Raw genomic sequence first — 16,326 nt, 5'->3', positions numbered from 1 at the left:
CTCGACTACGGCACGCCGTGGCGAGATACAAATGCCGAAGCGCCCGTGGCCGGTCCGGCGCGCGTACACACCGACAGCGACGACGGCTCCCGCCCGCCCGAGCCCGACTCGGCGCGCCCGCATGCCGACGGCGACGACGGCTCTCGCCCGCCCGAGCCCGCCCCGGGCCGGGCCGAGCCCCGCATCGGGCGCACGTGGGACCCGGTGCCCGAGCAGCTGCGAGACCTGTTGTCGCAGACCGAGACCGGCCGCGACATCCTGCGCGTGCTCGACAACGGGATGATCCGCGACCGGCTGGAGGCGGCGACCGAGGCGGGCCTGCACGGTGAATTCACCGCCGGTGACCTGACCGCCACCGTCTACACCGCCGGGCGTGATCACCTGGCGCAGGCGCTGGCGCTGGCCCACGAGATCGTGCACGCCGAGCACTTCCTCGAGGGGCGGACGGCGCTGGTGGACGACCGGATCGAGACCATGCGGGAAGGCGAATTCATCGACGCCATGCTCGCCGAAGAGGTCGAATGCTTTGTCCGCGAGGCGAAGCTGGCACGCGAGCTACAGGCGCTCGGCTACGACGCGCAGACCGTGCCCGCCGATGTCGCTGTGGCATACAGCGATAGATACGAGCGCGCCCTCGACTACCTGAGCGAAGATCCGGACCTGAGCCCGGAGCAGGTGCGCGCCCAGGCCGAGGCCGAGGCGGAGCGGGCCGTCCGCAATATCGTCGAGTTCTACCCCGACCTGGAGGGCAAGACCTACCTGCAGCTCGCGGCCGAGATCTGGCAGGACGCGCATCCCGAAGCCTCCGAAGGGGATTCGGCACCGACGGACGATGCCGAGGCCGCCGGGCACGGTGCGGCGTATCGGCCCGCCGATCCCGCGGTCGCCGAGCGGCTGCGCGTGGAGGCGCTGCACCGGCATGCCGACAGCCTGAAGTTGCAGGCGCTCGACCAGGAGATAAACGGTAGGGCGGAGCGGCACGGTCTGGATACCGTGCAGGATCATCGGGCGCTGCGCCAGGAGGTGGCGCAGCGGATTGCCGAGTGCGACACCGAACTTGCCGATCCGGCCACCCCACCCGAGCGCCGCGCCGAACTCCGCCGCGTCCAGCACGAGCTGCGTGAACTGGTCGACCAGCGCGTCGATTTCGAGAACCGGCGCTCCCGACTGTATGTCGCCAACGATGCGGTGAATTCCCTCGCGGTGCGCGACGTCCTCGAGGCGAGGCTGCGCGAAGATCCGGACGCGGAGCTGGTGGACGACCGCGCGGTGTGGCTGCCGGGACCGCCCGAGCGGCTGGTGATTCCCGCCGCCCGCGGCGATCACCACGAACTGCTCCTGCGCGAGGAGATCGCGGACGAGGTGGATTACCTCGGCCCCGAACACGTGGACTACCTTGCCGTGGAGGTGGACGGGATCGGCCGCATCCACCTGGATGTCGTTGCGGACCTGGGTGATCCGGTCACCCGGCCGCCGGGCACGTTCCCCGTGGATATGGCGGGTTCGGCGTCGGCGCAGCGGCTGCGCGGCGTTCACGAGGCGCTGGCGCGGACTCCCGTGGGTGAGTGGGCCACCGGCATGCTGCGCGGCGTGGAGATCGTCCACACCGCGGATCCGGCGGCCCAGGGGTATCAGCCGTACCGCAACCGGCTGGTGCTGGATGTCGGGATGTCCGATGCCGAGCACATGGCGGCGCTGGTGCACCACGCGATCCACGTCGAGACCGCCCGCGATCGCGCCGTCCGCGGCGTGGCGCGCGACCTGATGATGCTGGACCGCGACGCCTACGTCGACCGCATGCTCGCCGAGGAGACGCGCGCGCACGCGATGGAAATCGTTGCGGCGCTGCAACTGCGGAATGCGGGGCACGACGTTCCGGAACCGGTCGGCACCCGCGAGTACACCGACACCTTCTACGAGGCACGGGCCCAGGCACGGCGCAATGCCGGGCTGGCCGACCGCCCGATCCCCGCCGAACTCGCGCCGGTGCTGGACCGCATCGCCAACGACGCCGCCCTGGACGCGCTGCGTCAACAGGTGAAAGACCATGCGCCCCACGATGTCTCGCACACCGACTTCTACCGCCGGGCGTGGGACGACGCGCACGCGAAGGTCCGCGACGACGATCCGCCGCGCCCGCCACGCCCCGACCCCGGCGACGGATCACGCCCCGCGGATGGCCGCTCGGCCAAGCTCCGCGCCCCCGATCCCGCCTGGGAGGCGCGCCGCGAGGCGGAGCGTGCTGCGGCGTTTGGTCCTGCGTGGGAGGCGCGCCGCGAGGCCGAACGTGCTGCGGGGCTTGGAGATTCGGACGATGTGGGCGATAGTCGGATCGATGGGCTGCGGACCCTCGATGCGCGGGCTCTGCTCGACGAGCTGAATCGTGGCCGCTGCGGCGAGTTGACGCTGCGCGAGCTGCTGGCGATGTTCGGCCCCGAATCGGGGATTCGACTGCCGGATCGGATCATCGGCCCGGAGGGCATGACCCGCGGCGAGCTGATCGCCGACGCGGGCGGGTGGCTGCGCGAATTCACCGACCACGAGGCGATCGCGGCGCAGCTGCGCGAGCTGGGGCCCGGATCGGCCGCGCTCGTGGTCGACATGTACGCGGGCCCCACCGATCGCCACGGCGTGGGCGGCCACGCATATCTGCTCGTACACGAGCGCGACGGCCGAATCGCCGTCCGCGACATCGCCGCCGGTGAGGAACACGCTGACCTGTCCCGCCTGTCCCGCGGAGTCCGCAGCACCGAGGCCATCCTGTTCGACAGCACCGGCCGCCCTGTCGACCGAGTCGCCGAAACCACCCGCCGCCACCTGGCCCAGGAGGCCCGGGCAGACCTGGCCGCCTCCCGCCGCGAGACCGTGGGCCAAGCCCGCGACGGCGATTCGGACCCGGAGGCGCACGAGGCCGCTGCCGCGAAGGCACGCGACAGCAGTTCAGACCACGAGGCGCGGCTCGAGCGGGCGCGCGACGGCGGCCCGGATCGGGAGGCGCACGAGGCGCGAGCCGAGCAGGCGCGCGACGGCGCTGAAACGCCCGCGGAACGCACGGCGCGCGAGGCGCGGGAGCGTGCCGCCGAGGCCGATGCCGACCCCGGAAACTGGTACAAGCAGCAACTGGCCGAACAGGCGGAGTGGTCCGCGACCCAGCACACCGAACTCGACGAGTGGCTGCAGCGCACGACCGACCGGCCACAAGAGCACGGCAGGAGCGCCGCACGCTCCCAGGCGCTCGAATCGGACGCAACGGACGAGCGGCCCTGGGCAGCTGAGTCTGGTGCTCGGGTTGATCAGTCCGGGGCAGCTGAGTCTGGTGCCCGGGTTGATCAGTCCGAGGGAGCTGAGCCGGGTGTACGGGCCGAGCAACCCCGAGCACCCGAACCGGGTGTCCGGGCCGAGCAGTCTCGGACAGTTGAGCCGGGTGCGCGCGACGCGGAAAGCGTTGGGCGCCAAGTAGCGCGGGAGCAGTTGGCTCGGGCCGAGCGGGTGGCGTGGGAGTCGCAGGAACGGGCCGCGGCGGCGCGGGCCGAGGCCGATGCGGATCCTGGGAGTTGGTTGAAGGGGCAGTTGGCCGAGCAGGCGGAGTGGTCCGCGCGGCGCAACAGCGAACTTGCCGAGTGGCTGCGCGGTCATTCGGAGTATGTGCGCGGTGACGGGGTTCATGGTGAGGGCCTCGCGCTCGCGGTGCCGGAACGCGGTGTGGGCGGGGAGGATTCGGCTGCGCATGATCGCCGTCCGCTCGACCCGGTGCGCAAGTTCCTGAAGGCGCTGGCGGCCGAGCATCGCGACGATGCCCCGCCGGAGTCGCGTTCGGAATCCGCCAGCCGGTACGCACACGAACTGGTTCGCGCGCTGCGCCTGGACGAGGCGCTGACAGGGCACCCGGACCCGCTGGCCGCCCTGCAGGAACTCGCCGAAATCGCCAGGGCGCGTGGCTTCCTCGGCGATATGCCCGGCGAACAGCCGCAGGCCATGCGGTATCCGGAGGATATGGCCCGGCGGGATATCGACGAGGCATACGGCAGGCGCGACGACGACGGGACCTACACCGGCGAGCGGTACTGGCTGCACGAGGCCGACCCGAACCTGTTGCCGCAGGTCGGTTCCGGACCCGCCCGAGCCGCGCTGCCGAGTGCGGGCCCGGATCGGCCCGGCGATCCGGCACGGCCGCTGCCGTCGGAATCCGAGACCGCCCAGCGCCCCGAACTCGGGGGAGGCCCGCTGCGCCCGGACGCCGGGGAACCACGCCTGCTGCTCGAGAACGAGCTGCGCGCCGAACTGCTGCGCCGCTTCGGCCTGAGCGAAGACGATCTGACCGGTGCCGACCGCGACAGCATCCTGCAGTGGTACCGCTACCGAAATGCGTTGCGGGCCGGTGCCATCGAGGTCCTGGCCGAGCACGTCGCCAGGCTGGAGGCGGCCGACGACCCCCGGCAACGCGCCGATATCGAGGCGAGCCGCGACGACTGGGCCCGAGCCCTCGGCGTCGATCCACACCGCCTGGCCACCCCGGCTGCCGCCGCCCGGACCCTGGCCGAGCTGCGCGCCGAAACCCTGCGCGAGGCCGTCGATCTCGCCGATCTCGGCGTCCTGACCGCGCCGCGCGAGCGGCCGCCGGACGGCTCGCACCATCTCGTCCTCGAGATCGGATCCGACCGGGTGCTGCTGCGCGCCGAGCCCGACGGCGACGACGGTTGGTGCGTGGGCCCGGACGAACGGACGCATCCGGCCGAATCTCCGGAACCACAGGCGGAGGCGCCCGAGGCGAAGAAGTCGCTGCTGCGCCGCATGTGGGAGTTCGTCCGCTCGCCGCGCGTGCAGGAGACCCCGGCGGCGCCGTCCGGTTCGGGTTCGGCTGTCCAGCAGCCGGATTCGCCCGCCCCGGCGCCCTGCACCGCGCACCCGCCCGCCCAGCACCAGGGCCACGGCTACGACGTCGGTGACTATCTCGGCGGCCTGCACGGCGCCTCCGAACTGGTGAAGAAGCTGCCCATCGGCCTGACCGTCGAGGTGCTGACCTTCTTCAAGAACCGCGAGCGAATCGGCGACTTCTTCCTCGGACGCCATCACGAGAGCGAGCTGCCGCCCGCGCGCCGCCCCGACGGCACCGTGTACGAGCCCTGGCACGAGCAGGCCGACCCCCGGCTGGCCCGGCAGGTCGACCTCAGCTATGACCAGGCCCAGCGGTGGGGCCGCCGCGCTGCCGACGAGCAACCGCCCGCGCCGCCGCGTCCCGAAGGACCCACGCCGCCAGAGCATTTCGCGCGTCCGGAGTCCGGCGAGCAGTACCGCCCGGGCACCGAGGAAGCCGATGCGCTGCGGGAGTGGCTGAGCGATATCGACGAGTTGGAACAGCAGCGGGCCGCGGCCGCCGAGGCGATCGTCGACCTCGCGCGCGGCTACGGCGTGGACCTGCCGGATCTGACCCACGAGTCGGTGCGGCGCGCGATCGACCACCTCGAATATCAGATCTGCCGCCGGGGCGCGGCCGTCGAGGGGCTGCTCGACGCGCTGCGGTGGTACAACGCCGAGGACGCGTTGATCCCCTACAGCCGCGAAATCAACTCGCACGCAGACGATCCGCTGGGCCGCCTGCTGCAGGAGCTGGTGCGCGCGGAGCACGGCGATCCCTTCCTGCTCCGATGGCTCGGCGTCAACAACAAGACCGCCACGCCGCCGCCGCGCTGGTTCGAGCTGTTCGACGAGGACGGCCGACCCAAGCAGGGCGGCCTGCGGCTGCTGTTCGAAAAGGCGTTGCGGCGCGAGCAGATTCGCGATCAGCTCGCGACCTGGGAGGATCTGTTCCCCGACGATGTCTCGCGGGATCCGGTGCGGCTGGTGGAGACGGTGCAGGCGCTGCGCGAGGGCACCGAGGCGCGCAAGCAGGCGCTGGAGCGAATGCGGGCGCTGGCGCAGGAGTACCGCGCCGCCGACGACCGCTACCGCGAGACGGGTACGGCGCTGATCGAGCTGGCCGCCACCGAATGGCTGCAGCACGGCCAGGGCGGACGCCTGCTCGACCCGGGGGTGTGGCTCGTCGACGGCGATCCGAGTCGCCTGGTCGTCCTCGACGCGGAGCTGAATCACGACGAGGCGCTGGCCCGCGCGCTGACGCGACACCCCGACCAGGCCGCCGCGCTCAACCGCGGAGATCTCGTGCCCGACTACCGGATCGGGTGGGTGGACTCCGATGGCGCGGTGCGGATCGGCAAGGTCGACGCGCCGCAGGCACGGTACTTCGAGGGCGAGATCGACGGACGTCCCGTGCAGGCGCTACTGGTGCGCGAGGGCGACGGCCCATGGCGCCCGGTGCAGCCTCGCACCACCGAACCCGAACCGCCCGAGCCGGATTCGGCCCTACCGGCCCCGCCGGATTCCGAGCCACGCCCGCGGGCGGAGGTAGAGCAGCAGGTGCGGGCGCTGGCCGAGCGGCTGGGCCTGGACCCGGAGGCGCTGCTGACCCGCGGAACGAGCCTGGTCGAGACCGAGCGGCTGCACAATGCCGTGCGGGCGGCGCAGATCGAGGCCCTGGTCGACTATGTGCGCAGCGCGAGCGCGATCGAGGAGTTCAACGACATCGGGCTGGCGCGCGGCGCGCTCGCCCGACGCCTGGGAATCCCCGCGGCCGAACTGGATGCCGACGCTCTGGCCCGGGTGCTGTGTGATCCCGAGCTGAGCGCGACCGACCGCAACCGGGCGGTCAAGGCGCTGGCCGACTACGCGACGCAGGCGCGCAAGGTGGACGCCGACGCCGTCGATGCCGCGCGGGATCGCCTGGCCCGCAAGCTCTTGGGCCGCGACCACGACGAAAACGCGCTCGCCCCACTGAAATACGACGAGGATCAGGGCAAGGTGGTGCGCGATCCCGACGGGATCGACGCGCAGCGGCTGGCGCGGGCCATCGCCGATATCGTGTACCGCTCGGCGGAGGTCGACGGGGTGCTGGTGCCGCGGTCCGAGCGGCTGCGGGCCGACCTGGCGGAATTCGCGGCCGAGCTGCTGCGCCTGGACCCGACCGAGAAGGTGTGGAAGGGCGATCTGAGCGCCGATCCGCGCCTGGTGGGCGGCGGGTCGCCGATGCGCAGCGAGACCGCGTTCACCGACCTGCGTGCCGCACTCGCCGAGCTGGCGGGGACCCGTGAGCTGACTCCCGAGCGGATCGTTCGGGTGCTCACCGATCCGAAGCTGAGCAAGCCGCAACGAAATGCGTTGATCGACAGGCTGACCGACTGTTTCTACGAGCTGCGGCACGGTGACCGCGGCGCCGTGATCGTCGCGCGCGGGCGGCTGGCGGAACCGCTCGGCCTGAAGCCGAAGGATCTGTACGGCCACCGCTACGACGGCGAACACCGGCGCCGCCAGGATCCGCGCAGCATCGGCACGCGCAAGCTGAAGCGCAAGCTGCACAAGCTGCTGCGTGGCGGCGACCGTCCGCCGCAGCAGGTGGTCGACCGCCTCACCGAGTTCGCCCGGGCGATCCTGGAGGCGGAGCCGCAACAGCGGGTCCGGCCGGAGGATTCGGGCCTGTCGGTGCGGGCCGAGCATCCGATCCGCGACGATTCCGCCATCGCGCATCTGCGCGAAGTGATCGGCGATCTCGTCGAATTCGTGGGTCGGCTGGACGGCAAGACCGGTGTCGCCACCAAGGACGGCGTGAACCAGGACTGGGCCCGGATCATGGGCCTGGACATCGGCGATCTGGCCGCCAAGGTGGATGCCTACGACAGGTTCCGCGCGGGCACCGGTGAGGAGCATCGCGATCTGACACCGGAGCGGCGCGCGGAGGTCGACGAGGAACTGCGCGACGAACTGCAGGCGCTGGTGGAGAAGTACGTCGCCGTGTACGACGCCTTCCGCGACGGGGTGATCGAGGAACACGAGCGCCCGTCCGCGGAGCAGCTGAAGCAGGTGCACTCCGAGCTGCGCGCCGAGGTCCGCGAGCGCGCCGAGGGCCTGCGCGAGCTGTCCGAACTGCTCGCCGAACACCGGCGGTCCCTGGTGCAGGACCGGCGGGCGCAGCTGCTGGAGGCGGCGTGGGCGCATACCGAGGCCGAGCAGCGCCTGCGGGCCGCGATGGACCGCGTGGAGCAGGTCGAGCGCGAGGCACGCCAGCGCGGTGAGCCCGCCGGGCAGGAGGCGCCGACCTGGGACGCGGTGACGGATCCGCGGCGGCTCGCCGACCTGCTCGATCGGCTCCGCAACCAGACGATGCCCGCCGGTCCGCACGCCGAGCAGCGGCACCGGGCCTTCGCCGAACTGGAGGACGCCGCGGCCGAACAGCGGCGCGCGGCACAGGAATTGGACGAGGCCGCGACGGCGCTGGCCGGGGCGGGCGAGCACCTGGCCAGCTCCATCGAGCACGACGCGCTGGTCGAGGCGGGCGCGCACGTCCTGGTCGGCGAGCCCCGGGTCGGACTCATCGAGGGAGCCCCGCGCCGGGTGGCCGTCGCGGTGTGGGGCGAATCGGGCGACCCGCGCGAGCCCCTGGACCGGGCCATCGAGCTGGACCCGATGATCGGCGAGATCGCCGGGCCCGGCCGCGACCGGATCGTCGTGCTGCGGATCAGCGTCGACGAGGACGGCCGGGTCACTGTGCACCGGGAGGACCCGCCGGACGATCCGCCGCAGCCCGTCTCGCCCCCGCACCCGGATACGCCGAGCTCGGGCGGCGGCGCCAAACGTTCGCCCGAGCCCGGCGAATCCGATTCCAGCACAATCGAATCCGAGTCTGGCTCCCGAGGCGCCCGCGACGGCGAACCCGCCGCAGGCGGAAGCAACCCGCCGAAATCCTCAGGGGCCGAGGATGATACGACCGACAGTGGCGATAGTGGCAACGTGAGCAAACCCCGGACGCCGCCGAAAGTCTCTGGTGCGGAGGATGGCCCATCCGACGGTACAGATGGCGATGGCGCGGGCAAACCCCGGACGCCGCCGAAAGCTCCCGGGGTAGAGGGTGGTCCGTCCGACCGCGCGGATAGTGGCGACGGGAGCGAGCCGCCGACGGCGCCGAAATCCGCCGGTTCCGAGGACGATTCGTCCGAGGACAGCGCGAGCCCGGCGCTACGGCTGGAAGTGGTGGGCGGAAACCCCTACACGCCGACGCTGCGCATCGCGGAATTCAATGCCGCCCTCGCTCGGGTCGCCGAGCAGGGGGCGGTGTGTGATCGCCTGCTCGCGGAGGCCGCCGAATCGGCGCGGCCGCTGGGCGTGCGGCCCGAGGACGCGCCCGGCGCCGGCGAACTGGACCGCGTGCTGCGCCGAGCCCAGGACGACCTGCGCGCCCGGGGTCTCACCGCCGAGGACGACGAGCGGGTCCGGGCCGTGGCCGACAAGCTCTGGGAACACGGCGACGCCATGCTGGAACAGGCGCGGCTGCGCGACGCGGCGGCCCGCGAGGTCGCCCTCGACCTGCTCGCCGACGCGCAGGGCACCCCGCTGCCCGGGCACGGCCTGGCGTGCCGCCTGCCCGGCGACCCACCCCGCGCGCTGCTGATCGCACCCGACCCCGAGGGCCTGCTGGCCGCCGATCCGGAGCTGCGAAACGCCTTGGCGGAGTACGGTTCCGAGGTCGTCTATCGGCAGGTGCGAGTGGACGGCGAGGGCCGCGCCACCGTCTACGACCTGCGCCCCTCCGAACCGTCGCAGCCCGGCGCACCCCGCCCCGAGACGGTCGACGCCGAGGTTCGTGCCCGCCTCGAGGAGCTCAATCAGCGGCGGCAGGAGGCGATCCGGGAGCGCGAGGTCCTGGTGCGGCGGCGCAATGCGCTGGCCGGGCTGCTCGAGGTGTCACCGGACGACGGCTGGGCGGCACTGCACCCCGACCGCCTGGGCGATACCCTGCGCGAGGTGCGCGAACGCCACGGCGTGCAGGACCACGACGAACTGGAACATGTCGTCGAACTGATCCAGGTGTGCAACCGGCTCGACGGCGCCGACGACTACCTCGCGTGGGTCGAGGGCGAGATCATCGCGGTGCGGCAGGACGAATCGCCGCAGGCCGAGCACGAGCGGCTGGTCGAGCGGTGGCACGAACTGACGCGCGAGCGAGAGTTCCTGCGCGCCAAGCGAGATGAGCGTGCCGAACTGCGGGATGCGGCGGGGCTGACCGGTGAGGCCCTCGAGCGCAGGATCCTCCAGCTGTTCGAGACGACCCAGGCCCGGACCATCCGGATACCCGGCACCCTCGACACCCCGGAGCGGGTCGTGCATGTGCAGATGCCGCCCGCGGAGGTCGCGCTGCGGCGCCGGGCGATCCGCAAGCTCGTCGAGGCGGTGGAGGAGTTCAACAGCGTCGACAAGGCCGTGCGCGATATCGAGGCGCGACTGACGGAGCTCGAGCGGGCCGGTGTGGGCAGCGGACGCCCGCTGTCGCCCGAGGCGACCCGCGAGATCACGCGGCTGCAGGCCGAACGCGGCGAACTGTTCCGCGACACCTACAACAAGGCCCGCCGGTCGATGATGGAGGACCTGTGCCAGCGGTTGAGGGCACACGGCGTTCCGGTCGACCGCCGTCGGCTCGGGCCCACTCCCGAGGACCTGAACCGGGAGTTGATGCGGTGCCAGAAGATCGTCAATCGCCAGGACGAGGACGTCCGCGCCCGGACGAAGCGCTGGATCAGGGACCTGCGCACGGCCGCACACGATGTGATCCGGGTCGACAACGCCATGGCTCGGCTGACCGACGAGACCGGACGGGTCGCCGGAGCGTGGGCCGACCTCCTCGTGGCCGAGGGCGCCCGGATGGTGACCGACCGGTGCGCCATCGCCGACGGAGAACCGCCCACGATCATCGTGCTCGGCCCGCGCGCCGACTTCGACCAGCCGTGGGCCGATTTCGATGCGACTCTGACCGAGGCCATCCACACCAATCAGGCTGTCGCCCATACCATGACGCGGCAGCCGGTGATCGAATACCGGCAGCTGATCGGCGATCCGGGCGCGGTGCGCTGTGTGCCGCTGCCGACCAGCCCGACGGTCGAGGTCCACGACCGCGGCTGGATTCGCGGCGAACTCGGGACCAGGATCATTCGCTGGGGCGAACCGGGCAACTGGCGCTACGTCGACCCCACCCGCCCCTTCTGGCGCACCAACCGGGACGAGAACACGCCCGACATCTACGATCCGGGCAATCCCGACTGGTGGGGCGGCCTGGTCCACTACATCAACACGCTGGCCCTGCCGTTCGCGGATATCCCGCCGGGGATGATCCCGAAGGACCTGCTGCCGTTCAACGCCATGAGCGTCGAAGGCTACTTCTTCACGGGCAATATCCCGGAGGAGGCGATCTACAGCCTCGACGTCGGCAGCGAGTTCAACTCGACCCAGCGCGCCGTCCGCATTCTGCTGAGCGCGCTGCAGGATCCGCGGGTCGAGGCATGGATCCAGCGGCATCCGGAGATCGGCGACTACCTCGAGGCCCGGCCGTGGCTGAAGAAGATTCCACCGTTCTCGACGGTGTGGTCCGCGGTCGAATGGCATCTGAAGTCCCAGTACGAGAAGCAGCCGATGTTCCCGCGGCGGGACCCGGCCGAGCATTCGCTCGATCCGCAGCGCGCCGAGCTGCCCGAGGCCACCCAGCGGCTCATCGATCGGACCGCGGCGGGGCTGGATCGGTTCCGCGACGACCAGCGGGTGCGGTGCGCCGAGCGGGTCGTGGACCGTATCCGCGGGGAACTGGTGGACGGGCTGTCGCGGATCGACCCGACCCGCGACGATCTGCCCGCGCAGCTCGATCGGGTCGATCGGTTCGTCGACTCGGCCGCGCGGCAGCTGGCCGAGGCCTTCCGCACCGACGACCACGCCGAGATCCGCGGGATCGTCGCCGATGTCCAGCAGCGTCTGCTGCGCCTGCAGGACGACGGGCGGATCGCGGATGCGGACCTCGACGCGATCGTGTCGGACCTGATTCCGCACGTGCGCAACGACTTCGCCGACGGGGACGCGATCGCCGACCAGTGGCGGCTGCTGTCGTGGACCGACCGGCAGTACGAACGGTTCCGCGCCGACCCGCGACTGGCCGACCGGATCCTCGAGGGGCTGGCGCAGCATCGCCGCAACGAACAGGTGCTGGCCGCGCGTGAGGTGGTGCGGCGGGTCAAGGTGGACCTGATCGACGAGGTCCCGCTGGAGCTCACCCGTCCCGATGCGGCGCAGCGGCTCGAGCGCTACATCGGCAAATACATCCACCGTTCCTCCGACAAGGATCTGCGCACGGTGGCCAAGGCATTCGCCACCACCGACCGCAAGGCCTGCCGGGACGCCGTCTACGACATCCGGCTGCAACTGCTGGCGCTGCAGGAGAACGGGCGCATCACCGACGAGGCGATCAATCGGGTGGCGCAGGCGCTGGTCGACGACCCGTCGGCGCCGCCGCTGCGCGAGGACTACATGACCGGCGCGGACGAGCTGCCGCCGCCGAAATTCACCCGCGCGCAGGTCCAGCAGATCATCGACCACCTGATGTTCGACAAGCATCTGGTCCGCGATCACGCGGATGCGGCCGGGCGCTTCGTGTGGCGGCGGATGAGTCAGGTGTGTGACGTGGCCGAGGCGTTCCAACGGCTGCTGAGCGTGGAACCGTTGCCGGACAAGGTGATCGATCGGCTGCGGCATCCGCTGCAGCAGGATCTCGTGCTGCTGCACGATGCGCTGGCCGAATCGGAGTACGAACGCGCTCCGGAGAACCGGCGGTCGGGGAAGACCTGGTACGACGCCAACGCGCACGCCATCGCCGCGGGCTACCACTGGGACGCCGCCCGGCCGCCGATGACCGGCTGGCGCCGGGACCTGGAATACAACTCCTACCTGGCGGATCTGCTGGCGCTGCCGCGGGCACAGGAATGCGCGGACCGGGCGTCGGACGTGCTGGCCGGGCTCGCCCGGGAGTTGGGCGTCGGCCCGGAGGATGCGCGGGCCGCGCACCGATCCTCGGATCGTGACCAATGGCTGGACGACCTGCGGGGGCGGCATGCCGAGGCCGCGGGCCGGGAGCGGGTCGATGCGCTCGCCCGCGCGCTCGTCGAATGCGAGGAGGCCGACGCCCACCTCGCCCGCGTCGAACGCGACGTGCGGCGATCGGCGCTGTACCAGGGGCAGCACGAGCTGGCTGACTTCCTGCCCCGGGATCGCTACGAGCTCGAATTGCCTGCGGCACAACAGCGCTGGCGGGAGGCGTCGGCCGCGCTGGACGCGGCGGCCGATCCGTTGCACGTCGACGTGCTGGAGGCGCTGCTCGGGCACAGGATGGGTGGCGAGCACTGGTTCGAAACGCTGCGCGAGCGGCAGCCGGATGCGGCCGGGCAGGCGTGCGTCGACGCACTCGAACATGCGGTCCGCGAGTACGCCGAGGCCGACGAGCACCTCGAAAGCCTGGAGCAGGCACTGGAACGCACCACCGGGGGAGGCGACGGGCGGCCCGACCCGGACGCGCGCGCCCCGGAGTTGGGGTCGGCCGCGCCGGATTCGGGATCTCGTGCGGATGGTGGGACTGCGCGCGGCTCGCGTGCGCATGGGTTGGAATCGCCTGTGCCGCATCAGGAATCGGGTACCGGTGCGGGCGGCCGGGGTCCGGACGAGCAGGCTCGCGAAGGCGAATCATCGGTGCCGCAGGGTGAATCAAGGGCTCGGCGGGGAGAGGGGGCCCCGCGCGTCGAGGAGGGTCGCGAGCCGGGTGAACAGGCACCGCCGCAGACGGACGAGACGCGGCGGCGGGCGGCGCGCGACCACGAGGCGGCGCTCGCGCGGGCGTTGCTCGAGGTCGAGGAGTTGCGTGAGCTCCTGGACGAGGAGCGGAACCGGTTGCGGGAGGCCGAGGTTCGGCTCGATGGCGCGGCGCAGTACTTCACCGACGATCCACGTGCCGGGCTGACCGACGAGGAGCACGTCATCGGATGGGTCGACGATCTGGTGGCACGGACCCGGCAGGCGCCCGCACCCGGTCAGCCCGACCTGTGGCGCGAGCGCGGCCGTGCGCTGGAGGCCGCGGCCCGCGAGTACCTGCGGGCCCGGGAGTCCGTGGCGCGCCTGGAAGACGAACTGGCCCAGGCACTGTCGCGGACCGACGAACTCCAGCGCGCGGCGGACGCCGGTGCGGATCCGGGCCGGACTCCGGTCTCGGGTGCGGACTCGGGACCGATCGTGACCGATACCGGTATGGGGGTCTCCTACGTCCATCGGTACGGCGGTGACGACGACCACGGCGTGTACCTGTGGGTGGACAGCGCGGGCATCCTGCGCGGCGAGGTCCGGGTGGGGCCCGAGACCCCCAACGGCGCAACGATGCTGCGCGAGGCGCTGCGCGAACTCGGCGACCGCGTACTCCACCTGGAGGACGGCTGGCATGCGGGCGGCGTCCTACAGGACAACCTCGATTCCTTCAACGCGGGCATGCAGGAACTGCTGTTGACCCCGGAGGACGCCGCCCGCAACACCTTCACCGGCCGCATCGTCGCCGAATTCGGTTTCACCGACGTGAGTTTCAGCGAACTACGCGGCCCCCTGGGCGAAAACACCGCCGTAACAGTCCTTTTCAGCCGCACCGCCGAAGCCATCACCCCCACATCCACCCCCAACCGACCAGGCGAACCCGGCACCCCCCAGCCCCCCACCGAAACCGATCGCGCCGAAGCCGATGTTGTCGAGGCCGCTCGCGATGGAACCGACCTCGCAGGGGCCGATCAAGCTGGAGCCGGTTCGTCGTCGGCCATGCGGGTGCGGTGGCGCCCGTCGGGCGACGACGATGGTTTCAGCGGATCGCGCGCCGGAGACGACGGGCCGAACGGTCCCGGGGAGACGGGCGACGGGCCGCCGGACGGGCCCGACGACGGGGATCGCGGCCCCGAGGCGGGCGCGCCCACACCGGATGCCCCGGAAAGCCCTGCGCCGTACGTGATGTCACGGATCCCGCACCCACCCCACTTCTTCGACGTCGACCTCCCCGACGGAAACCTGAAACCCCTGAACCTCCGCGCCCCCGACGTAGACGTATCGGAATGGCTGAGTTCGTCCGCCCCACAACCGTCGTCGAATCCCGAACAGGGCAACCCGGGAACGCCCCATCCCCAGCCACCGGCCGATCCGCAACCCCAGGGCCCACAGCCACCGCGTGCATCGAATCCGGCGCTGCCCCCGACTCCTCCGGAGTCGCCGCGGTGGCCGGAGCCGCCACAGGTGCCTGTACCACCGAATCTTCCGTGGCCGCCTCCGCCGGGGACACCCGTTCCGCCGCCGTGGAACGTTCCGCCATCGAGCGGTCCGATGCAGCCCGGCGCTACGCCACAGCTACCTCCTGAGAGTTTGCTGCCACCGGGAAACCCGTCTCCGCCCGCAGCGCCGGACGGTTCTCCGCCAATTCACCGGCCACCGGCGCCGCCAAGCCAGTCGCCCCCTCCGCACGACGGCGTGCCGCCGGAGGATCGCGTATCCCTCCCGAACGACGTTGCGCCACCCGGCTATCCGCAGACTGCACCACACGACGCGGCACCCCCACAGAACGGTGCCGTGCCGACCGAGGATGTGCCACAGCCGCTCTCAGGCTTGCGCCCCGCAGGGCCGGGTCCGGATGGTTCTCCGTGGTCAGGCCAGGAACCATCGGGATTCTCGAATGAGGTTGTGCCGCCGAGCTATCCGTATTCGGCACCCGACTCGGGGCCGCCGTGGCCGAATGGTCCTGGGCTGGCCGAGCAGGTGCCGCAGTCGTATCCCGCAGGGCCGGATGGGTTCGCGCAGGTGGATGATCGGGCGGCGGAGCCGTCGGATGGTGCGCCGGGGGAGTGGCAGTCGTATCCGCCGGGGACCGAGTCGCAGGTGGGAGACGGTGCGGTGGCGCCGGGTGGGCAACAGCAGGTGCCCCCGGTGCTGATGCCGCCGGTGCCGCCCGCGGGGGCGGGGGTGCCGGGCGGTGCCGACCGGCGGTGGGATGCCGGAGTACGGCCGGGTGATGGGCGGATCGTGTTGCAGTCGGCGGACGGCAGGGGTGGTCCGGCCATGTTCGATCCGGATACCGGTGCCGTGCAATGGCTGTCGATCGTGACCGGTCCGGTGGGCGGTGTGTACGGGAGGCTGGGTCGGCATGCCGTGGTGTTCTACCGCCGCGACGGCCGCCTGTACCTGTGGGCGGACGGTCAGGTGGTCGACCTCGACGACCCCGCGGTCGACGTCTATTGGGGCCGCACCGATCCGGTCCAGACCTGGCTCCAGGTCGGGCGGGGCGGCGTGGCCGTCGTCGACGCCCGCTACCCGTTCCCGGGCGAGGACCGCGACTTCGGGCGCATGATCAGCGAGATCCTGTCCGATCCGCGGCGACGAGAGGGGATCTTCCGATAA

Annotated in this window: 1 protein-coding gene (running past one end of the window); it reads left to right on the top strand. The window is 71.7% G+C overall.

All coding sequences use genetic code 11. The annotated features are described in order from the left end of the window. Positions 1-16,326: the 3' portion of a WXG100-like domain-containing protein gene (locus QH290_RS29765; RefSeq protein WP_280386501.1), read on the top strand. 18,420 nt of this gene lie to the left of the window's left edge; 16,326 of the gene's 34,746 nt are visible here — the last part of the coding sequence; its start codon lies off the left edge, out of view; the stop codon is at positions 16,324-16,326.

Source organism: Nocardia wallacei, from assembly GCF_029869545.1.
Classification (GTDB): Bacteria; Actinomycetota; Actinomycetes; order Mycobacteriales; family Mycobacteriaceae; genus Nocardia; species Nocardia wallacei_A.
Note: the sequence above shows the minus strand (reverse complement) of the source record. Positions and strands in the feature narration are given on the sequence as shown.